The organism is Pseudoalteromonas sp. Isolate6 (genome assembly GCF_022398435.1).
GTDB lineage: Bacteria > Pseudomonadota > Gammaproteobacteria > Enterobacterales > Alteromonadaceae > Pseudoalteromonas > Pseudoalteromonas galatheae.
This window is the reverse complement of sequence record NZ_JAKEVK010000014.1, coordinates 13,179-33,501: the sequence shown is the minus strand read 5'-3', so window position 1 is coordinate 33,501 and position 20,323 is coordinate 13,179. Positions and strand designations below refer to the sequence as shown.

The following is a 20,323-nucleotide window of genomic DNA, read 5'->3' as shown; positions in this document are numbered from 1 at the left end:
TGGCATGTGAAAAAAAACCCCTCTTGCGAGGGGTTTTGGGTAACTCAGCGCCTTTGGCACTGGGAATGAGGTCGGTACATTTGTAAGTTAGGGTGTGTCTTACGATGCCTCAAACTGCATTTCAGGGATCTCACCGTCGACGATAAGCTTGCCTGCAGTTTTGCTGATTATTTCATCAACACTAACACCCGGGGCGCGTTCTAGCAAATGGAATGCGCCGTCTTTTACTTCTAACACAGCTAAATCGGTTACGATTTTCTTTACACAATTTACGCCGGTTAGCGGCAATGTGCATGATTCAAGCAATTTAGAATCACCGTGTTTGCTAGCATGGGTCATGGTCACTATGATGTTGCGTGCACCAGCAACTAAGTCCATTGCACCACCCATGCCTTTGATTAATTTTTTCGGGATCATCCAAGACGCGATATTGCCTTGTTGATCAACTTCAAATGCACCTAGTACCGTCAAGTCTACATGACCACCACGGATCATGGCAAAGCTTTCCGCACTATTAAAAATTGCTGCACCTGTTGCTGCTGTCACGGTTTCTTTACCCGCGTTGATCATATCGGCGTCAACTTGGTCTTCGGTTGGGTAGGGACCCATACCTAACAAGCCGTTTTCCGATTGCAGCATCACTTCGATGCCTTTTGGCACGTAGTTAGCCACTAAGGTTGGAATACCTATGCCTAAATTAACGTAGTAACCGTCTTCAAGCTCTTGCGCCACGCGCATCGCAATTTGTTCACGATTTAAACCCATGATAGCCTCCTATTTGCGCGTTGTGACACGTTCAATACGTTTTTCAAAGTTACCCTTGATCACGCGATTGACATAAATACCTGGGGTGTGTATTTGACTCGGCTCAAGTTCACCCGGTTCTACGATTTCTTCAACTTCTGCTACGGTGATTTTTCCGGCAGTCGCTGCCATTGGGTTGAAGTTCATAGCTGTGTGGCGGAACACCAAGTTGCCATAGCGATCTGCTTTCCAAGCCTTAACAATGGCAAATTCACCAGTAATTGATTCTTCCAAAATATATGGTCGGCCATCAAATTCTTTTACTTCTTTACCTTCAGCAACGGGAGTACCGTACCCTGTTGCTGTGTAAAAAGCTGGGATCCCAGCACCACCAGCGCGCATCTTCTCTGCAAGCGTACCTTGTGGTGTTAATTCAACGTCAATAATGCCATCGAGAAGTTGTTGTTCAAACAGCGCATTTTCACCAACATAAGAGGCGATGATCTTCTTAACTTGACGATCTTTAAGCAAAATACCTAAACCAAAGTCGTCGACCCCACAGTTGTTTGAAACCACGGTAAGTTCTTTTGTTTGCAGGCGTTTAATTTCTGCAATTAAGCCTTCTGGAATACCACACAAACCAAAGCCACCTGCGATGATAGTATCGCCGTCTTTAAGACCCGCCATCGCTTTGCTGTAGCTCGATACGACTTTATCGAAACCGGCCATAAGCCCACTCCTAATAATGTTATTGTTTTAAGATTGACAAGTTTGTTTGAGTGCCAACGACACTTTACTACTTGGTGTCTTGCCTAGCACATCACAAATTGCCCATCCTGCTTTTGCTAGCCTTTCTAAATCAATTCCACACTCAATGCCAAGCCCTTGCAGCAAGTAAACTACATCCTCAGTGGCAACATTTCCTGACGCGCCTTTGGCGTAAGGGCAACCACCGAGACCTGCAACGGCGCTATCAACAGTTGCGATCCCCATTTGTAGGGCTGTGTGAATATTCGTTAACGCTTGTCCGTAAGTATCATGGAAATGCACTGCAAGCTTGTCAGCAGGGATATGTTGCAGTAACAAGGTGAGCAGCTGCTGGACTTTTTTAGGTGTACCAACACCTATAGTGTCGCCTAGGCTAATTTCATAACAACCAAGTGACAACAATTGTTTACATACTGCTAAAACTTGCTCTGGTTGAACTTCACCTTGATATGGGCAGCCAACCACGCAGCTAACATAACCTCTTACTTTTATGTTGTTTTTTTGTGCAAGTTCAACAACGGGGCGAAAGCGTTCAATACTTTGTTCAATCGTGCAGTTGATGTTTTTTTGCGTAAATGCCTCACTGGCGGCAGTAAAAATGGCAAATTCGTCGACTTGATTTTCTAGTGCAAGATCGGCGCCTTTAAGGTTTGGCGTTAGGGCGCTTATTTCAACGCCTTCACTACGCTCAAAGCCTTGGATCACCGCTGCTGAGTCGGCCATTTGTGGCACCCATTTGGGTGACACAAATGCACCTGCTTCAATGTGCTTGAGGCCAGCGTTTTTTAATGCATTAACCAGTGAGATTTTAGCTTCTGTGGCAACACTGACCTCATTTTGTAAGCCGTCCCGTGCGCCAACTTCTACAATTTTGACCTTAGCCGGATACTGAGACATTAGTCTTGCTCCTCAACAATCGCCAGCATATCGCCATGACTGACCAGCTCGCCTTCTGCAAAGCAGTATGAAGTGAGCGTGCCATCAAATGGTGCATTGAGCGTATATTCCATTTTCATGGCTTCGATTATCACAACGGCATCGCCTTTATTGACTTGGGTACCGACGGCTAACAAATGCTTAACCACGGTGCCGTTCAATGGCGCTGCCAGCGGTGCGGCTTCGTGCTCATGATCGCTAATGTAATGCTTTGACTTGAGCTCAACGGTATGTTGATACGGGCCATACATAATAGTGATCGCGGTTTCGGTCACAATGGCACTGGCCTGTAATCGTGCACCATCAATCACCACTGTTAACTGGGGTCCATTTAATTCACATTCAATTTGGTGGATTTGCTCGTTAAACGAAACCTTCCAACCACCTTGAGATTGATAGGCACAGGCGACATGATCTGCAAATGGTAAATCCACTTTCGCGGTTTGGTTAAGCCTAAAGCCTAAGTTTCCCCATACCGTGTTTTTACATGGTTGTTGGTGGCTAAGATAGGCCGCACTTGCTAATAACACCATTTTATCCAGCGGCGTATTCGATTGAGTTAGTACCTCAGTTTGTGTGTCGATAAAGTGGGTATCAGGTGCACCTGCTGTAAAAGTAGGGTGGCCTGCTAAGTGATGCAAAAATGCAATATTGGATTTTAAACCACACAGATGTACTTGCTCTAAACTCGATTTTAATTTGAGTAACGCTTGTTCACGATTTTTGCCATAAACAATAAGCTTTGCGATCATAGGGTCGTAAAATGGACTGATCTCATCGCCTTGCTGCACGCCAGTGTCAATTCTTACGCCATCTTTGGCTTCAGGAAAGCTAAGGTGTGAAAGTACACCAGAAAACGGCATAAAGTTCTCTTCAGGGTCTTCTGCGTAAATGCGCGCTTCAAAACTATGACCAGACAACGAAACCTGCTGTTGAGTAAGCGGTAGCGGTTCACCCGCTGCAACCATCAGTTGCCACTCGACTAAATCGAGGCCAGTCACCATTTCTGTCACTGGGTGCTCTACTTGCAGGCGAGTATTCATCTCCATAAAGAAGAACTCGTCGCCACATAATAAGAACTCCACGGTACCTGCGCCGCGATAATTAATCGCCTGCGCACAGCGTACTGCTGCTTCACCCATGGCTTTGCGCATAGCATCACTCAAACCAGGCGCGGGCGCTTCTTCAATCACTTTTTGGTGACGACGCTGTAGTGAACAGTCTCTATCGCCGAGGTAAACACAGTTACCGTGACTATCGGCAAAAACTTGTACTTCAACGTGACGAGGCTTATCAACAAAACGCTCAAGCAGTACTAAATCATTGCCAAAACTCGCTGCAGCTTCACGTTTAGCGCCATGTAGTGCCGATAAAAACTCGCTGCTTTCTCGTACTACCCGCATGCCTTTACCACCACCGCCGTAAGCGGCTTTGATAAGTACTGGAAAGCCGATTTTTTCAGCTTCGGCTTGCAAGAAGTCATCTTCTTGTTTGTCACCATAATACCCAGGAACTAGAGGCACATTAGCGTCATGCATGATTTCCTTGGCTCGGGTCTTAGAACCCATCGCTTCAATAGAGCTTGCCAGCGGACCAATAAACGCAATGTTTGACGCTTCGCACGCTTTTGCGAATACTTCATTTTCAGATAAAAAACCATAACCTGGGTGGATGCAATCGACGCCCGCCGCTTTGGCGACTTCAAGAATTCTGTCCGCAACCAAATAAGACTCTTTACTTGGTGCCGGACCGATATGATAGGCTTCGTCAGCTGTTTTCACATGCATCGCATTGGCATCTGCATCAGAATAAACTGCCACTGTGGTTAGGCCCAATTTCTTTGCGGTGCGCATCACGCGGCAGGCAATTTCACCACGGTTTGCGACTAGAATTTTAGTTAGCATGTTGACTCCTATTCGCTTGCGGCGGTTTGCCAGCGTGGTGCTCGTTTATCGAAAAAGGCGCTAAGCCCTTCTTGGCCTTCGTCACTTACTCTAATTTCAGCGATACGCTTTGCGGTATGGGCGATCAACGCTTCATTTATCTCTTTACCTGCAACTTCGTTGATCAGTGCTTTGGCGCTTTTCACAGCAGCAGGACCATTGTTAAGCAAGGTATTGAGAAAATCCGCTTCGCTTTTTGCTAAATCATCGCTCAATTCGTGAATTAAACCCATTTCTAGCGCCTTTTCACCATCGAAGACTTCGGCTGTTAAAAAATAGCGTCGCGCTTGGCGCTCCCCGATGGCTTTAATGACATAAGGACTAATCACAGCCGGAATAAGACCAAGCTTGACTTCACTTAAACAAAATTTAGAGTTGTGCTCTGCAATGGCGATATCACAACAGGCGATTAACCCAAGTGCACCACCAAAAGCGGCACCTTGCACCAAACACAGCGTTGGGTGAGGGCAAGTAGCCAGCACTTGCATTAATTTAGCTAGTTCTAAAGAATCAGCGACGTTTTCGTCATAGTCGTTGTCTGCCATGGATTTCATCCACGCCAGATCAGCCCCCGCTGAAAAGTGTTTACCTTCGGTTTTTAATACCAGCGCTCTGACATCAAGGCTGCTGGCATATTCGATATTCTTAATGAGTTCGGCAATCACCTCCGCATTGAAGGCATTATGTTTTTCTGGGCGACTTAGCTCTAAAATCGCCACTTTGCTTTTTGTGATATTTAAAGTGACAGGCATAAGTGCTCCTTACATTCTGAAGACGCCAAATTTAGACTCTTTTTGCGGCGCATTGCTCGCAGCCTCTAAGGCAAGACCAAGTACTGTGCGCGTATCCGCAGGGTCGATAACGCCATCGTCCCAAAGCCTTGCGCTGGCATAGTATGGATGTCCTTGCTTTTCATACTGCTCGATGATTGGTTTTTTAAATTCACTCACTTCGGCATCGCTCATGCTAAGGCCCTTACGTGCTAAACCATCTTGTTTAACCTGCGTTAATACGCCCGCAGCTTGCTCACCACCCATTACGGAGATCCGTGCGTTTGGCCACATCCACATCATGGTTGGCTCGTAGGCTCTACCACACATGCCATAGTTACCAGCACCATATGAGCCGCCAATCAATACTGTAAACTTAGGCACATCAGCACAGGAAACGGCTGTTACCATTTTTGCACCGTGCTTAGCGATACCTTCCGCTTCGTATTTTTGGCCAACCATAAATCCAGTAATATTCTGCAAAAACAGCAGCGGAATATTACGCTGTGCACAGAGTTGAATAAAGTGTGCGCCTTTTTGCGCGGATTCAGAAAAGAGAATACCGTTGTTTGCTACGATCCCTACAGGGTGACCATAAATTTCAGCAAAACCAGTCACGAGCGTTTCGCCGAAGTAGCGTTTAAATTCATCAAACTGAGAATCGTCCACGATACGGGCAATGACTTCGCGTACATCGAACGGCTTTTTCAGATCCGTACCGACAATGCCATATACCTCACTGATGTCATAACGCGGTGGTTTGGCATCTTGCAGGAACGGGCGAGTAGGGCGCTGATGATTAAGGCGTGACACGCACTGTCTTGCGATAGAAAGCGCATGTTCATCATTTTCGGCATAGTGATCGGCTACACCAGAGATTTTACAGTGAACATCTGCGCCGCCTAAGTCTTCTGCACTCACTTCTTCACCCGTGGCCGCTTTAACAAGCGGTGGCCCTGCCAAGAAAATGGTGCCTTGTTCTTTGACGATAATACTTTCATCGGCCATCGCTGGTACATACGCGCCGCCAGCGGTACATAACCCCATGACCACAGCGATTTGTGGGATCCCTTTTGCAGACATACGGGCTTGATTGTAGAAAATCCGACCAAAATGCAATTTATCTGGGAACACTTCATCTTGCTCTGGCAAGTTCGCACCGCCAGAATCCACTAAATAAATACAAGGAAGATGGCAGCGCTCAGCGATTTCTTGCGCTCGTAGGTGTTTTTTTACAGTAATAGGGAAATAGGTTCCCCCTTTTACCGTCGCATCATTTGCCACAATCATGCATTCAACACCTTTAACGCGCCCGATCCCGGCGACTACACCGGCACAAGGAATATCTTGCTCGTAAACGCCAAACGCGGCGAATTGGCCAATCTCTAAAAACGGCGAGCCCTCGTCAAGCAAGGTTTCAATTCGGTCACGTACAAATAATTTACCGCGACTTTGATGACGGGCAATAAGCGCTTCACCACCGCCTAGGCTCAATGTGGCGACTTTATCTTTAAGATCAGCAACCAGCGATGCCATCGCATCGCTGTTTGCCTTAAACTGGGGATCATGCGGATTAACCGCAGAATTTAGTACCGTCATATAGCACTCCTAGCGACTTTCGTTGAATAGCTCACGTCCGATAAGCATACGGCGGATCTCCGACGTACCAGCGCCAATTTCATACAGCTTGGCATCGCGAAGTAGTCGACCTGTAGGATATTCATTGATATAACCGTTTCCGCCTAGTAGCTGAATGGCATCAAGTGCAAGTTTGGTTGCAAGTTCTGCGGCATATAAAATCGCTCCAGCAGCATCTTTACGAGTGGTTTCGCCACGGTCACAGGCTTTCGCCACGGTATAAACGTATGAGCGTGCGGCGTTCATTTGCGTGTACATGTCAGCAACTTTGCCCTGCACCAGCTGGAATTCACCGATGGATTGGTTAAATTGTTTACGCTCGTGAATGTAAGGTACTACCACATCCATACAAGCCTGCATAATACCAAGCGGACCGCCTGCCAATACCACACGCTCGTAGTCTAGGCCACTCATGAGTACCTTAACGCCTTCATTGTATTCGCCAAGAATGTTTTCTGCAGGTACTTCGCAGTTTTCGAATACCAGCTCACAGGTGTTTGAACCACGCATTCCAAGTTTGTCTAGCTTTTGTGCCGTTGAAAAACCAGGGAAGCTTTTTTCGACGATAAAGGCGGTGATCCCGCGAGGGCCTGCATTGATATCGGTTTTTGCGTAAATAACAAAAACGTCGGCATCTGGACCATTGGTGATCCACATTTTATTACCGTTTAGGATGAACTTGTCACCTTGCTTTTCAGCACGCAGTTTCATTGAAACCACGTCTGAGCCAGCATTGGGCTCACTCATCGCTAGCGCACCGATGTGTTCACCGCTGATAAGTTTTGGTAGATACTTTTCTTTTTGGGCTTGGTTGCCGTTACGGTTAATTTGGTTCACACATAGGTTTGAATGCGCGCCGTAGCTTAAGCCAATTGATGCACTCGCACGGCTTATCTCTTCCATTGCAATAACGTGTTCAAGATAACCCATGTTTGAGCCGCCAAATTCTTCAGCGACGGTGATCCCAAGTAGGCCCATTTCGCCAAACTTTGGCCACATTTCGTTTGGGAAAGCATTTTCTTGATCTGTTTTTTCAGCCAGTGGGGCAATTTCACTGGTCGCAAAGCTATTCACATGATCACGGATCATGTCTGCTGTTTCGCCTAGTCCAAAGTTTAATTCTTTATATAAAGATACTGTGCTCATCGGTATTCATCCTGTTGTGAGAGTTTATTTTTCGAGCTCGTGTAGGGTGTCGCGACAACGGCGCTCTGCCGTCACCAGTTCCATTAAGACAACTTTAATGTCGTCCATCTGTTGGCTTAAGTCGGCTTTTTTCTCTTCAATGAGTTGCAACATGGTTTTAAGTTGCTTTTCGCTTGATTTGTCGGCGTCGTAAAGCTCAAATAGTCGGCCAGTTTCAGCAAGTGTAAAACCAAGACGTTTTCCGCGAAGGATCAGTTTTAATCGAACTTTGTCACGTTTTGAGTAAATACGCGTTTGTCCTTGGCGCCTAGGAGAAAGGAGTCCTTGGTCTTCGTAAAAACGAATACTGCGAGTAGTAATATCAAATTCTTTAGCTAACTCGCTGATTGAATAGGTAGGTTCATTAATTTCTTGCATTTTTATTTACACTTACAACGTCACTGATTAGACCAATATAAGTGAAGTTTACGTAAAGGTAAAGTAAGAATAGCAGATCCTTCTTTAGTCTTATAAAAGGAATATTCTGTCCGTTCGAATTGTCATCAAATCTTCATTACAGCCAGAGAAAATAAGCCTTGGAAACAAATTTGTGCAAGTTAGCTTTACACTTTCACTGATCTCATTTGGCTTGATTTTAGATTTACGTTGGCGTAAACGTAAATATTATGTATGCTCGAATACAGAGTTAATTTTTAACAAGCCCAAGATTGGCTTGTAAACAGGAGTTTTGCAATGAGTAACGAAGCTGTTGTCATCGTCGCTGCTAAGCGTACACCAATGGGTGGCTTTATGGGAAGCCTATCTGACGCAACCGCGACAGACTTAGGTGCGACTGCAATTAAAGCAGTAATGAATGAAACAGGTCTTAGTGACGCGAGTATAGATGAAGTTATCATGGGCTGTGTCTTACCTGCAGGTCTTGGTCAAGCGCCAGCGCGTCAAGCGATGCTACACGCGGGGCTTGCACGCTCGACGGGAGCGACGACAATTAACAAGGTGTGCGGCTCGGGTCTAAAAGCAGCGATGTTCGCGCATGATCTCATCCGCTCAGGTAGCATTCATTCTGCTATCGCTGGTGGCATGGAAAGCATGACTAACTCACCTTACTTTATTCCAAAAGCCCGTGGCGGAATGCGCATGGGTCATGGCGAAATCAAAGACCATATGATGGCTGATGGTTTAGAAGATGCTTATGACAACAAAGCGATGGGTTGCTTCGCACAGGCTACTGCCGATGAATATGGCATTACTCGCGAGCACATGGATGAATTTGCACTTGGCTCACTAAGTAAAGCAAACGCCGCAATCGAAAATGGCAGCTTTGGCAATGAAATTGCCCCTCATGTAATGAGTACGCGTAAGGGGGATGTTGAGGTTAATACTGACGAGCAACCTGGTAACGCGCGTCCAGACAAAATTCCATCACTTCGTCCAGCATTTAAAAAAGACGGTACTATCACAGCCGCCAACTCCTCGTCTATTTCTGACGGTGCAGCAGCGCTGATTTTAATGAGTGAATCAGAAGCGAAAAAGCACGGTTTGACACCACTTTGTAAGATTGTTGCCCATGCAACTCACTCACAAGCGCCTGCTGAATTTACCGTGGCACCAGTCGGTGCGATGAATAAGCTGCTTGAAAAAGCAGGTTGGTCGACAGCAGATGTTGATCTTTGGGAAATCAACGAAGCGTTTGCGATGGTGACTATGTTGGCTATCAACGAAATGCAGTTAGATAGCAACAAAGTCAACGTCAACGGTGGTGCTTGTGCACTAGGTCACCCAATCGGTGCAAGCGGTGCTCGCATCCTAGTTACACTCATACATGCACTAAAAAACCGCGGCTTATCAAAAGGCGTTGCGTCACTATGTATCGGTGGTGGTGAAGCTGTAGCACTCGCGGTAGAAGTGTAAGTTACTGCAATTTATTTCGTTCAAGGGGCGCTGCGTTTTCCATAATTCTAATCATTCACGCAGCGCATAAACTCGTTTTATGGGGAGGAGTGCTTCATGCACCAAGTACCTTTATACATCAACGGTGAATTTTCACAGTCTCAGTCTGACAAATGGTTAGACGTTGTTAATCCGGCTAATCAAGAAGTATTAGCAAAAGTACCTTGTGCTACTAACGAAGAAGTTCAGGCTGCAATTCATTCAGCTCAAGAAGCATTTAAAACGTGGCGTAATGTTCCGGTAACTGAGCGTGCGCGAATTATGATGCGTTATGCAGCGCTTCTTAAAGAGCATCAAGAAGAAATCGCAACCATCATTTGCCATGAACTAGGTAAAACTTTTGAAGATGCGAAAGGTGATGTATGGCGTGGTATTGAAGTGGTTGAGCAAGCATGTAATGCCCCTTCAATGATGATGGGCGAGACGGTAGAAAACGTTGCCCGAAATATCGACACCTATTCATATACCCAACCGCTAGGCGTTTGTGCGGGTATTACGCCATTTAACTTCCCAGCGATGATCCCACTGTGGATGTTCCCAATGGCAATTGTATGCGGTAACACCTTTGTACTTAAGCCATCAGAGCAAGATCCACTAACGCCAATGCGCTTGGTTGAACTGTTTGAAGAAGCCGGTGCGCCAAAAGGCGTACTACAGGTAGTACACGGTAGTAAGGATCAGGTCGACCAAATCCTTGAAGCGCCGGAAATTCGCGCGATTTCTTTCGTGGGTTCTTGTGGTGTTGGTCAGTACATTTACAGCAAAGGTACGCAAAATCTCAAACGCGTTCAAGCGTGTGTTGGTGCAAAAAACCACATGGTTATCATGCCAGATGCGAAAAAAGAACAAGTGATAAATAACCTGGTTGGCTCTTCGGTCGGCGCGGGTGGTCAGCGCTGTATGGGGATCTCAGTTGCCGTGTTTGTTGGCCAATCACAACAGTGGGTCGATGAACTAAAAGACGCTATGGCGAAGGTTCGTCCTGGCGTGTGGGATGACCCAGAAGCTGCTTATGGTCCGCAAACGACGCCGCAAGCTAAAGCGCGTATTCTATCGCTGATTGACAGTGGTAAGCAGCAAGGCGCAACGTGTTTGCTAGATGGCTCTGAGTTTACCGTTGAGGGTTATGAAAATGGTAACTGGGTAGGTCCAACGCTGTTTTCAAACGTCACAACTGACATGGATATCTACAAAGAAGAAATCTTTGGCCCAGTCCTTTGTTGTGTATTTGTCGATAGTTTAGATGAAGCAATTACGCTTATTAATAACAACCCATACGGTAACGGCACCTCATTATTCACCGCAAGCGGTGGCGCAGCACGCAAGTTCCAGCGTGAAATCGAAGTGGGTCAGGTAGGGATTAATATTCCTATTCCAGTGCCTTTGCCGTTCTTCTCATTTACCGGTTGGAAGAACTCATTCTACGGCGACCAACATACCTATGGTAAGCAAGGCGTGCGTTTCTATACAGAAACCAAAACAATTACCTCACGCTGGTTTGACGATGAGGCTGTCAGTGGTCCAAATATGAGTATCAACCTTAGATAACTCATATTGCATAGTGTGCTCTGCAGGGGGAGCACGCTATTTTTTACCAAAACGATAAGAATTACAGACACACATTCAGGGTGTCAGAACAGCAAGAGAGGTCTAGCGTGGACTTTAACCTAAACGAAGATCAACAAGCATTTGCCGATATGGCGCACCAATTTGCAATGAGCGAGCTTGCTCCACATGCTGCAAAATGGGATCAAGAGCACATTTTTCCAAAAGACGTAATTCAAAAAGCAGGTGAGCTTGGCTTTTGCGGTCTATATACGCCAGAAGAGGCAGGTGGTCTGGGTTTATCTCGCCTTGACTCAAGTATTATTTTTGAGCAACTTTCTATGGGTTGTACAGCAACAACCGCCATGTTGACTATTCATAACATGGCAACGTGGATGATAGCGAGCTTTGCAACGGAAGAAACCAAAGCAAAATATATGGATCAGTTAGTAACAGGTGAGCTACTGGCTTCTTACTGTCTAACTGAGCCAGGCTCTGGCTCTGATGCTGCATCGCTGAAAACAAAAGCAATAAAAGAAGGCGACGAGTACGTTTTGTCTGGCTCTAAGATGTTTATCTCAGGGGCCGGTGAAACCGACGTATTGGTGGTAATGGCAAGAACCGGTGAAGACGGTCCAAAAGGTATTTCGGCATTTGTTGTACCTGCCGATGCTGACGGCGTTATTTATGGCAAAGCAGAAGAAAAAATGGGGTGGAACGCTCAACCTACGCGCCTTATCACGCTTGAAAATGTTCGTATCCCAGCCGCAAACCTGCTAGGCCAAGAAGGAGAAGGCTTCAAATTTGCGATGCAAGGCCTTGATGGTGGTCGTATTAATATTGCAACTTGCTCGATTGGTACAGCTCAGCAGGCGCTCAATACCGCCAAGCAGTATATGCAAGAGCGTTCTCAGTTTGGCAAACCTTTAGCGGCGTTCCAAGCACTTCAATTTAAAATTGCAGATATGAATACAGAACTTGTGGCTGCGCGCCAAATGGTTCGACTTGCGGCATTTAAACTGGATAGTAACGACCCAGAAAAGACCACTTATTGCGCTATGGCAAAGCGCTTTGCCACTGATGTAGGTACTAAGGTGTGTGATGATGCACTGCAAATTCATGGTGGTTACGGGTATATCAAAGAATATCCACTGGAGCGCCACCTACGTGACGTACGTGTACATCAGATCCTTGAAGGTACAAACGAAATCATGCGTGTAATTATTGCACGTCGGATCTTAGCTGAAGGCGCGGCAAGCGTCCTATAAGGAGAGCATCATGACTGCACAATTAAAACTCGAAAAACAAGGCCATACTGCCGTTGTTACTATGTCAAATCCACCTGCGAATACGTGGACAAAAGACACACTAACTGCACTTAAAAATCTAGTAATCGAATTGAACGCAGATAAAGAAATCTATTCTTTAGTGGTCACTGGTGAAGGCGAAAAGTTCTTTTCAGCCGGTGCGGATCTAAACGTATTTGCCGACGGCGACAAAGGGGTCGCTGCGGATATGTCTCGAGTATTTGGCGAAGCGTTTGAAACACTCAGCGACTTTAGAGGCGTATCAATTGCTGCTATCAATGGTTTTGCAATGGGTGGCGGCTTAGAAGTCGCACTAGCATGCGATATCCGTATTGCCGAAGCTCAAGCCCAAATGGCACTTCCTGAGGCGAAAGTCGGATTGTTACCTTGTGCTGGCGGCACACAAAATTTGTCTTGGCTTGTGGGCGAAGGCTGGGCAAAACGTATGATTTTATGCGGTGAACGCTTAAAAGCTGATAAAGCACAGCAAATTGGCTTAGTTGAAGAAGTGGTCGAGCAGGGTAAAGCACTGGAGGCTGCGCTTGAACTTGCTAAGAAAGTGGAAGATCAAAGTCCAGTTGCGGTCACAGCTTGTAAGGCCCTCATTCAAAAAGGTCGCACTGGCACAATCAATAGCGCATTGCCGCTGGAACGCGAACTCTTCGTAACACTATTCGATACGCAAGATCAAAAAGAAGGCGTAAACGCGTTTCTAGAGAAGCGTAAAGCGAATTGGGTAAATGGCTAATGACTGAATTTGAGCTAATAAATCACGAAGAGGCGCCGGTTATATTCGAACAGGCAACGTGCCATAACGGGATGAAAATAGCGCTGGCGACATTAAATGCACCAAAAGCGTTAAATGCCTTAAACCTCGATATGATCCGTTTGCTCGCGCCACAACTTGACGCTTGGGCAAACGACCCGCAAATAGCAATGGTTATGCTAAAAGGTGCTGGAGAGAAGGCGTTTTGTGCCGGCGGCGATGTCGTGAGTTTATATCGCGAAATGTCGTCTGATACGAGTAATGCATTAATTGAAACCTTTTTTAGTGAAGAATATCGGTTAGATTATCAAATCCATAACTATGATAAACCAATCCTACTTTGGGGTAATGGCATCATCATGGGTGGTGGACTGGGCTTAACGGCTGGTGCAAGCCATAAAGTGATGACCGAAACGTCGCGCATTGCTATGCCGGAAATCACCATTGGCTTATACCCTGATGTGGGAGGGAGCTATTTCCTCAATAAGATGCCAAAAGGCGTTGGACTATTCTTGGGGCTCACCGCTGCAAACATTAACGCTGCGGATGCCAAGCTGGTTGGGCTCGCCGACCACTTTATGGACTCAGAAAAGCTGAGCTTACTATTACAAAACCTAGTTGAAGTGAACTGGGGCAAAACCAATGTATTAAATCATGAAAAGCTCACGCAGTTGTTGTTGTCACTAGATGAAGCCTCTCATGCGCCGCCAAAAAGCGAAATTAAACCGCTTATCAAGGTATTCGAAGCGCTTGATGAGAAAGATACTTTATCAGAGCAGGTTGAGTTTATTTTAGCGTTGGATAGCACTGACAACAAATGGCTAAGCAAGGCACAGGCTGCGTTAAAACATGGTTCACCATTGAGCGCAGCATTGGTTAAAGCGCAGCTTACTAGAAGTGAAGGTAAAACACTCAAAGACTGCTTTAAGCAGGAGTTAGGTATGTCGGTAACGGCTGGCGAGTTTGGTGAGTTTCAAGAAGGTGTTCGTGCGCTGCTTATCGATAAAGATGGCAAACCAAATTGGCGGTTTAAATCGGTTGCTGAGATTCCAAATGACGCAATAGAACGTTTTTTCACACCTCGATGGGATGAAAACGATCATCCTTTGCGTGACTTATAAGGAGTGACTTAAATGGCACAAGTAGGATTTATCGGCTTAGGTAACATGGGTGGTCCAATGGCGATTAACCTGTTAAAGGCTGGCCACCAAGTATGTGTATTCGATTTGAACCCAGAGGTTGTTGCGACGCTTGAAGCGAGTGGTGCAACGAAAGCGACGGTTGTGAGCGATGTATGTCGCGAAGCCGATTATGTGATCAGTATGCTGCCTGCAGGCAAGCATGTTCGAGCTGTGTATACAGGCGATGATGGGTTAATTAATTATTTGTCTAAAAACACACAAGTAATTGATTGCTCGACCATCGATGCTGAATCTGCTCAGTTTGTTGGCAACAAGTTGGCAGAGTCGGGTATTTCATTTGTCGATGCGCCTGTGTCTGGCGGTGTTGCAGGTGCAGCGGCCGGTACCTTAACTTTTATTGTCGGCGGTAATAAAGCAGACTTTGAACGTGCGCATGTGGTACTGACCAATATGGGTAAGAACATTTTTCATGCTGGAGATATTGGTGCAGGGCAAGTCGCTAAGATATGTAACAATATGCTGTTATCAATACTTATGGCGGGCACAAGTGAAGCGCTGCAAATGGGTGTAGATCATGGCTTAGATCCTAAAGTATTGAGCGAAATTATGCTAAACAGCTCTGGTCGTAACTGGACGCTAGAGCTATACAACCCATGTCCTGATGTACTAGAAAATGTGCCTTCTTCGAACGGTTATAAGCCGGGCTTTATGGTTGATTTAATGGCTAAAGATCTTGGCCTTGCGATGCAATCTGCGCAGCAAACAAATTCTGCGACGCCCATGGGGGCGCTTGCAAAGAATTTGTATAACTTGATGCAAAATCAAGGCAAAGGCAGTGAAGACTTTAGTGCGATTTTTAAGCTTTATTCAGAGAAATAGGACACTATGGATATTAACAATAAAACAGTTGTGATCACTGGTGGTGCGCAAGGCTTAGGTCTTGCCATGGCGACTGAAATGGCAAAGCATGGGGCAAAACTTGCCCTGATTGATATGCAAGAAGACGTTTTAGCAGAAGCGAAGCACGAACTTGCTCAATTCGGCACACAAGTTAACACGTATGTCGCTAATGTTAGTCAAGAATCAGACGTCGAAAATGTGTTTAATGCCATCGTAAATGACTTCGGCGATATTTCGGTATTGATAAATAATGCAGGTATTTTGCGTGACGGTTTGCTACTCAAAGCAAAAGATGGGCAAGTCATCGACAAAATGTCGCTATCGCAATTTCAATCCGTTATTGATGTCAACCTCACAGGTGTTTTCCTGTGTGGCCGCGAAGCTGCTGTCAAAATGGTAGAAGCAGGTAATGGTGGCGTGATCATTAATATGTCTAGCGTTGCACGCGCTGGTAATATGGGACAAACTAATTATTCAGCGGCAAAGTCAGGTGTCGTTGCGATGACTACCAGCTGGGCTAAAGAATTAGGTCGTTTTGGTATTCGCGTGGGCGCAATTGCACCGGGTGTTATCCGTACAAAAATGACCGATGCAATGAAGCCTGAAGCCAAAGAGCGCCTAGTGAAAATGAAGCCGGTAGGGCGTCTGGGTGAAGCGCAAGAAATTGCCCATACAGCAAAATATATCATTGAAAATGATTTCTTTACGGGACGTGTCGTTGAGATTGACGGCGGCATTCGCTTGTAATGAAAAAATAGGCTTGGTTTTACAACATGTAGTCCAAGTTCCTACTTGAGTGTGTGAAGCGGCAATGCAAATTGCCGCTTTTTTATTTAAAAGACCTTAAATTAGTGAGGAGAAGTGCTTGAAGTTATCTGGAATACATCATGTCGCTGTTATTTGTTCTGACTACCAAAGATCAAAAGTGTTTTATACCGAAGTACTTGGTTTGCATGTACTCCGTGAAAACTATCGAAAAGATAGAGCGTCCTATAAATTAGATCTTGCGCTGCCTGATGGGAGCCAGATTGAGTTGTTTTCGTTTCCAAATCCTCCAAAACGACCCTCACATCCAGAGGCGCAAGGACTGAGACATTTGGCATTTAGCGTATCGGATATTGATGCTTGTATTGCACACCTCGTGCAAAATCAAGTTGCTGTAGAGCCTGTTCGAATAGATGAATATACAGGCAAACGGTTTACCTTTTTCAGTGATCCTGATGGCCTGCCGCTAGAGCTTTATGAGCAATGTTGAGATAATAACTACTCTAAAAGGGCTAAATTATGTATGAAATGTTAGTGGCGATGGAAATTCATAACAGCGAGCGGTATGCCAAATATCGTGAAGCGATGAAGCCAATCTTAAGACAATATGGTGGTGGATTTAGTAACGATTTTCATATTGCAGCAACCCTGCAAACTGAGGGGCAGTGTCAAGCTAATAGACTTTTTACCATATATTTTCCTGATCAAGCTTCAATGGAGTCCTTCTTCAGTGATGCTGAATATGTAGAGGTAAAAGCGCGATACTTTGAAGATAGCGTTAGTGGATTTGATATTTTGGCGAGCTACACTAGATAAAGCTCAAGTAAGGAGCAAAATTGGGTAAAGTTTACTTTATGTGGGTCGATAACGTTTAATAACTCCGCAGTAAATTGAATTTGTAACAAGGATAGAGGTTATGAATATAAGGTCACAATATCAAATAAATAACGGTAGTTTTATAAATTCAACTTCGTCAGAAAAACTACATGAAAAAGTAACAGAGGTCGCAGCGAATAGGGGCGACGATGATCCTAATCAGTTACTTAGTTCAGACAATGAATTAACTATTGATTTTTCCTACACACAATCACCAGTCACATACAGTAAAGAATTTTTTCTCAACCTAGACCTCAGTATGATTGGGCTTAAGCGCTATGGGATTCATCGAGAGCATATGGGAACGGATGAAAATGGCCATATTTATAAAGATACCTATGGTGATTTTGAAGGAAGAGAGAAAATTGACGAATTTCTAGCTATTTTCGATCGCTTAGACGAAGAACAAAAAATAAAGTTTTCCCACTTTAAACCAACAGAAGCACTTCTTGACGTTGCTAACAGGTTAACTGATGAGGAGCTTGGTCAGCTCACCGACTTTATTGTCGAGTCGTTGTCTATCAACTTACTTGATCCAAAAAAGGATGATTATTCTACCAAGCTAATAAATAAGCTTAGCAATATGTCAGATGAGGTATTACAAGATACGGTGAAGACCATGTCTAAGCTGATGGAGCAAGCTAACAATAAAGTGTTCGCGGAACCAAATTTACCAGCTTATCTGCTTGATAAAGACGGCCATGCTGATTTCGATTTAAATGTAAGAGGTTTAGGCTTTTTTGAAGATGTAAATGCGTATGGTGACATGAACAACCAATTATTAAATGACTATGCAAAATTTGTCATTGATAACAAATTTTCAGACGGTGATCTTTTAGATCTGAACGCGCATTTAGCAAATTCTGATTTTGATACGAGTCGTGGCATGCTCGATATGGCAACCTTGGTTAAGGCAAATGACCGAACTACTTTTATAGAAATGTTAAACGAAGTGGATACGCGTGAGCCGGATAACCTGTTTGCAAGATTGAGTAAACTGAATTACGAAAATGAGAATACAGAGTACTTTAGAACTGACAATAGAGACTACGTTAAATTTAAGGGCGCACCAGCTGACGATAACGAAAAAAGTAGGTTATACAATCAGCTGATAAAAGCCTATGAAAATCAGGGGCTTGGTTGGATGAATGATGTCATGGAGCAATCCAAAGACGCGCCTGTTAGAACCCAGCTAACTATGTGGCTATCCATTTTAGAAGATGTTGAAGAAAATCCTGATACTTTTAAGCGCTCGGACTCAGTCGAGACCTGGATGGAGCGTAATTTAGCTGGAATTGTAAATGACTACTATCAAGGCATAAAAGAAAAGGTATTTGCGCATAATGAGGAGCTAGATAATTTTCTCGATATGAGCATGCTTGAATTGCTCGAGCTAGATGAAGTTGAAGAATCAGAGTCTGATGTTCAAGCTCCACACACTCAATAGAATGTCTATCACTTTGCAAAAATTGTTCTACACTTAGCTAATATCAGAACAAGTTAAGTATTTCAAAAGCTTGCTATAACTCGTAGTGAAATCACAGCGTCGCAGGCTAAAATTAGGAGCGTTTAATGCGTGGTGTGATATTTAGAGGCTTAGAAGAATTAGTCGTAGAAGCGATCGGCATGCAAGCTTGGGATGAGTTACTCGAAGCACATGCCCCTGAGGGGAGGGTTTATGTTTCTCCTACATCCTATCCTGATGCAGAGTTGTTTGCGTTAGCACAAGGTGTTGCTGATAAGTTGGAAAAACCATTAACAGATGTATTGGCCATTTTTGGACAGTCACTTTTTGGATTTTTGGCGGAAAAACATAAAGGTATCTCATCAAAATTTACATCATTTGAAGAACTAGTTTTATCTATCGATAGTGTGATACATATGGAGGTAAAAAAGCTTTATAACGAACCTAACTTACCTTCTATTTCCGCAATGGTAAAAGACGATAAAACCATAGTGCTAGAATATTGCTCAAGTCGTAAGTTATGTTTCTGTGCGGAAGGCCTACTTCATGGCGCTGCTCAGTTTTATAGCCGAAAGTTGAAAATTGAACATCCGCAGTGTATGCACAAGGGTTCAAGCCACTGCATACTTATTCTTCATTTGGATTAGTTGATGTCTGAAGATACCGATTATAAAAAGGCGTACTTAAGAGAGCGCCGTGCACGTGATGAAGTTGAGTCCTTACTGGAAGAGAAAACACGTGCCTTATATTTGGCTAACCAAACGCTTGAACGTCAACTAGAACAGCTTAAGAATCAACAAGCGGTATTAATAAACAATGAGCGAATGGCTACATTAGGGACATTGTCAGCAGGTGTAGCACACGAATTAAATAACCCATTGGCATATGTGGCGGGTAACCTAGAGTCACTTAATTTTTATATCTCGCCGATATTACAGTTGCTTGAGACTGTTAAATTACTTGAACAGAATGATTTGAGAGGTGGTGAATTAGAAACTCGCCTCGTCGATATATATTTGAAACAACGCCTTGACGAAATTGCAGATGATCTACCTGAGCTCATTCATGATACATTGCATGGCTGTGAACGAATTAAAGCCATAGTAAACGATTTAATGAATTTCTCCCGCTCAAATAATGACAGCTTTAGTAGTGCTTCGTTAAAAAAGATAATTGAAGACACGCTTCGTTTACTTCATGGCCAACTTAAGGGATACGAGCTAACCGTAGCGATTGAAGATGTCCCAAATATCTCTTGCAAAGAGGGGGCGTTAAAGCAAGCTATCATCAACCTGTTAGTGAATGCGAAGTATGCAGTGGACATGAGCCACAAGTCGCACAAATCAATCGAAGTGTTGCTAGCACTAGGTAAAGATCAAGATATTATCTTAAGCATTAGCGACAATGGAGTTGGTATTGACGCAGATGTGCTCCCTAGGCTTTTCGATCCGTTCTTTACGACTAAACCTGTAGGCGAGGGGACGGGCATGGGGCTTGCCGTTACTCAAGCAATTGTGAAAGAGCATAAAGGAAAAATCGAGGTCCATAGCCAAGAAGGCGTAGGTAGCCAGTTCACTATATCTTTTCCTCTAGAGTAGTGAGGATCTTGAATATGTTCCCATTTTATAATACGGTGATTTAATAGATTCGACGCGTTCTCAA

The 20,323-nt window shown here is 44.6% G+C and carries 20 protein-coding genes; 12 read left to right on the top strand and 8 right to left on the bottom strand.

Translation table 11 applies throughout. From position 1 onward, the window contains the following. Positions 1-99: 99 nt before the first annotated feature. Genes L1D50_RS03490 through L1D50_RS03455 form a run of 8 tightly spaced genes read right to left on the bottom strand, consistent with a single transcriptional unit; the run spans position 100 to position 8,362 of the window. On the bottom strand, positions 100-765 hold the full coding sequence (locus L1D50_RS03490) for a CoA transferase subunit B (RefSeq protein ID WP_010378611.1): 666 nt from the start codon (positions 763-765) through the stop codon (positions 100-102). A gap of 9 nt (positions 766-774) precedes the next feature. Then, positions 775-1,473, bottom strand: coding sequence for a CoA transferase subunit A (locus tag L1D50_RS03485; protein WP_128725991.1), 699 nt, complete (start codon positions 1,471-1,473; stop codon positions 775-777). A 27-nt stretch (positions 1,474-1,500) separates the two neighbouring features. Next, positions 1,501-2,409: a hydroxymethylglutaryl-CoA lyase gene (locus L1D50_RS03480; protein ID WP_239965527.1), complete on the bottom strand. Its 909-nt coding sequence runs from the start codon at positions 2,407-2,409 to the stop codon at positions 1,501-1,503. Continuing rightward, positions 2,409-4,352, bottom strand: a complete 1,944-nt coding sequence (locus L1D50_RS03475; protein ID WP_239965525.1) for an acetyl/propionyl/methylcrotonyl-CoA carboxylase subunit alpha — start codon at positions 4,350-4,352, stop codon at positions 2,409-2,411. Before L1D50_RS03475 ends, L1D50_RS03480 begins: the two co-directional genes overlap by 1 nt. An 8-nt stretch (positions 4,353-4,360) precedes the next feature. After that, positions 4,361-5,143, bottom strand: a complete 783-nt coding sequence (locus L1D50_RS03470) for an enoyl-CoA hydratase-related protein (RefSeq protein ID WP_239965524.1) — start codon at positions 5,141-5,143, stop codon at positions 4,361-4,363. A 9-nt stretch (positions 5,144-5,152) separates the two neighbouring features. Further along, the gene (locus tag L1D50_RS03465; protein ID WP_239965523.1) at positions 5,153-6,760 is read right to left on the bottom strand and encodes a carboxyl transferase domain-containing protein; all 1,608 of its coding nucleotides are present in this window, start codon (positions 6,758-6,760) and stop codon (positions 5,153-5,155) included. A 9-nt stretch (positions 6,761-6,769) separates the two neighbouring features. Further along, positions 6,770-7,945: an isovaleryl-CoA dehydrogenase gene (locus tag L1D50_RS03460; RefSeq protein WP_128725996.1), complete on the bottom strand. Its 1,176-nt coding sequence runs from the start codon at positions 7,943-7,945 to the stop codon at positions 6,770-6,772. Between the two features lie 24 nt (positions 7,946-7,969). Further along, positions 7,970-8,362: a MerR family DNA-binding transcriptional regulator gene (locus L1D50_RS03455; protein ID WP_010378624.1), complete on the bottom strand. Its 393-nt coding sequence runs from the start codon at positions 8,360-8,362 to the stop codon at positions 7,970-7,972. Positions 8,363-8,677: 315 nt separating this feature from the next. Between L1D50_RS03455 and L1D50_RS03450 the strand changes: the two genes are divergently transcribed. From L1D50_RS03450 to L1D50_RS03395, 12 genes are all read left to right on the top strand, one after another. Beyond that, positions 8,678-9,856 carry an acetyl-CoA C-acyltransferase gene (locus L1D50_RS03450; protein WP_239422368.1) on the top strand — a complete coding sequence of 393 codons (1,179 nt, stop codon included), beginning with the start codon at positions 8,678-8,680 and terminating at the stop codon, positions 9,854-9,856. 96 nt (positions 9,857-9,952) lie between these two features. Beyond that, positions 9,953-11,443, top strand: coding sequence for a CoA-acylating methylmalonate-semialdehyde dehydrogenase (locus L1D50_RS03445; RefSeq protein WP_128725997.1), 1,491 nt, complete (start codon positions 9,953-9,955; stop codon positions 11,441-11,443). A gap of 107 nt (positions 11,444-11,550) precedes the next feature. Then, on the top strand, positions 11,551-12,708 hold the full coding sequence (locus tag L1D50_RS03440; protein WP_128725998.1) for an acyl-CoA dehydrogenase family protein: 1,158 nt from the start codon (positions 11,551-11,553) through the stop codon (positions 12,706-12,708). Positions 12,709-12,718: 10 nt separating this feature from the next. Continuing rightward, positions 12,719-13,495, top strand: coding sequence for an enoyl-CoA hydratase (locus L1D50_RS03435; protein WP_239965522.1), 777 nt, complete (start codon positions 12,719-12,721; stop codon positions 13,493-13,495). Next, positions 13,495-14,634, top strand: coding sequence for an enoyl-CoA hydratase/isomerase family protein (locus L1D50_RS03430; RefSeq protein ID WP_128726000.1), 1,140 nt, complete (start codon positions 13,495-13,497; stop codon positions 14,632-14,634). Before L1D50_RS03435 ends, L1D50_RS03430 begins: the two co-directional genes overlap by 1 nt. 12 nt (positions 14,635-14,646) lie before the next feature. Continuing rightward, entirely contained in the window at positions 14,647-15,534 is an 888-nt protein-coding gene (gene mmsB / locus L1D50_RS03425; RefSeq protein WP_128726001.1) for a 3-hydroxyisobutyrate dehydrogenase, read from the top strand. A 6-nt stretch (positions 15,535-15,540) separates the two neighbouring features. Continuing rightward, on the top strand, positions 15,541-16,302 hold the full coding sequence (locus L1D50_RS03420) for an SDR family oxidoreductase (RefSeq protein ID WP_010604931.1): 762 nt from the start codon (positions 15,541-15,543) through the stop codon (positions 16,300-16,302). A 118-nt stretch (positions 16,303-16,420) separates the two neighbouring features. Next, positions 16,421-16,810 carry a VOC family protein gene (locus L1D50_RS03415; protein ID WP_039497668.1) on the top strand — a complete coding sequence of 130 codons (390 nt, stop codon included), beginning with the start codon at positions 16,421-16,423 and terminating at the stop codon, positions 16,808-16,810. Between the two features lie 29 nt (positions 16,811-16,839). Continuing rightward, positions 16,840-17,136 (top strand): DUF1330 domain-containing protein, encoded by a 297-nt coding sequence (locus L1D50_RS03410; protein ID WP_128726002.1) that lies wholly within the window; start codon positions 16,840-16,842, stop codon positions 17,134-17,136. A 100-nt stretch (positions 17,137-17,236) separates the two neighbouring features. Further along, positions 17,237-18,643: a hypothetical protein gene (locus L1D50_RS03405; RefSeq protein ID WP_128726003.1), complete on the top strand. Its 1,407-nt coding sequence runs from the start codon at positions 17,237-17,239 to the stop codon at positions 18,641-18,643. Positions 18,644-18,768: 125 nt separating this feature from the next. Beyond that, entirely contained in the window at positions 18,769-19,308 is a 540-nt protein-coding gene (locus L1D50_RS03400; RefSeq protein ID WP_128726004.1) for a heme NO-binding domain-containing protein, read from the top strand. A gap of 3 nt (positions 19,309-19,311) precedes the next feature. After that, positions 19,312-20,259 carry an ATP-binding protein gene (locus L1D50_RS03395; protein ID WP_128726005.1) on the top strand — a complete coding sequence of 316 codons (948 nt, stop codon included), beginning with the start codon at positions 19,312-19,314 and terminating at the stop codon, positions 20,257-20,259. Positions 20,260-20,323: the final 64 nt, after the last annotated feature.

Excerpts from the sequence above, each read along its gene's own strand:
- L1D50_RS03455 (WP_010378624.1), bottom strand. The coding sequence starts at position 8,362 with ATGCAAGAAATTAATGAACCTACCTATTCAATCAGCGAGTTAGCTAAA.
- L1D50_RS03445 (WP_128725997.1), top strand. The coding sequence starts at position 9,953 with ATGCACCAAGTACCTTTATACATCAACGGTGAATTTTCACAGTCTCAG.
- L1D50_RS03405 (WP_128726003.1), top strand. The coding sequence starts at position 17,237 with ATGAATATAAGGTCACAATATCAAATAAATAACGGTAGTTTTATAAAT.
- L1D50_RS03435 (WP_239965522.1), top strand. The coding sequence starts at position 12,719 with ATGACTGCACAATTAAAACTCGAAAAACAAGGCCATACTGCCGTTGTT.
- L1D50_RS03400 (WP_128726004.1), top strand. The coding sequence starts at position 18,769 with ATGCGTGGTGTGATATTTAGAGGCTTAGAAGAATTAGTCGTAGAAGCG.
- L1D50_RS03465 (WP_239965523.1), bottom strand. The coding sequence starts at position 6,760 with ATGACGGTACTAAATTCTGCGGTTAATCCGCATGATCCCCAGTTTAAG.
- L1D50_RS03395 (WP_128726005.1), top strand. The coding sequence starts at position 19,312 with ATGTCTGAAGATACCGATTATAAAAAGGCGTACTTAAGAGAGCGCCGT.
- L1D50_RS03420 (WP_010604931.1), top strand. The coding sequence starts at position 15,541 with ATGGATATTAACAATAAAACAGTTGTGATCACTGGTGGTGCGCAAGGC.
- L1D50_RS03470 (WP_239965524.1), bottom strand. The coding sequence starts at position 5,143 with ATGCCTGTCACTTTAAATATCACAAAAAGCAAAGTGGCGATTTTAGAG.
- L1D50_RS03410 (WP_128726002.1), top strand. The coding sequence starts at position 16,840 with ATGTATGAAATGTTAGTGGCGATGGAAATTCATAACAGCGAGCGGTAT.
- L1D50_RS03490 (WP_010378611.1), bottom strand. The coding sequence starts at position 765 with ATGGGTTTAAATCGTGAACAAATTGCGATGCGCGTGGCGCAAGAGCTT.
- L1D50_RS03460 (WP_128725996.1), bottom strand. The coding sequence starts at position 7,945 with ATGAGCACAGTATCTTTATATAAAGAATTAAACTTTGGACTAGGCGAA.
- L1D50_RS03450 (WP_239422368.1), top strand. The coding sequence starts at position 8,678 with ATGAGTAACGAAGCTGTTGTCATCGTCGCTGCTAAGCGTACACCAATG.
- L1D50_RS03480 (WP_239965527.1), bottom strand. The coding sequence starts at position 2,409 with ATGTCTCAGTATCCGGCTAAGGTCAAAATTGTAGAAGTTGGCGCACGG.
- L1D50_RS03475 (WP_239965525.1), bottom strand. The coding sequence starts at position 4,352 with ATGCTAACTAAAATTCTAGTCGCAAACCGTGGTGAAATTGCCTGCCGC.
- mmsB (WP_128726001.1), top strand. The coding sequence starts at position 14,647 with ATGGCACAAGTAGGATTTATCGGCTTAGGTAACATGGGTGGTCCAATG.
- L1D50_RS03485 (WP_128725991.1), bottom strand. The coding sequence starts at position 1,473 with ATGGCCGGTTTCGATAAAGTCGTATCGAGCTACAGCAAAGCGATGGCG.
- L1D50_RS03430 (WP_128726000.1), top strand. The coding sequence starts at position 13,495 with ATGACTGAATTTGAGCTAATAAATCACGAAGAGGCGCCGGTTATATTC.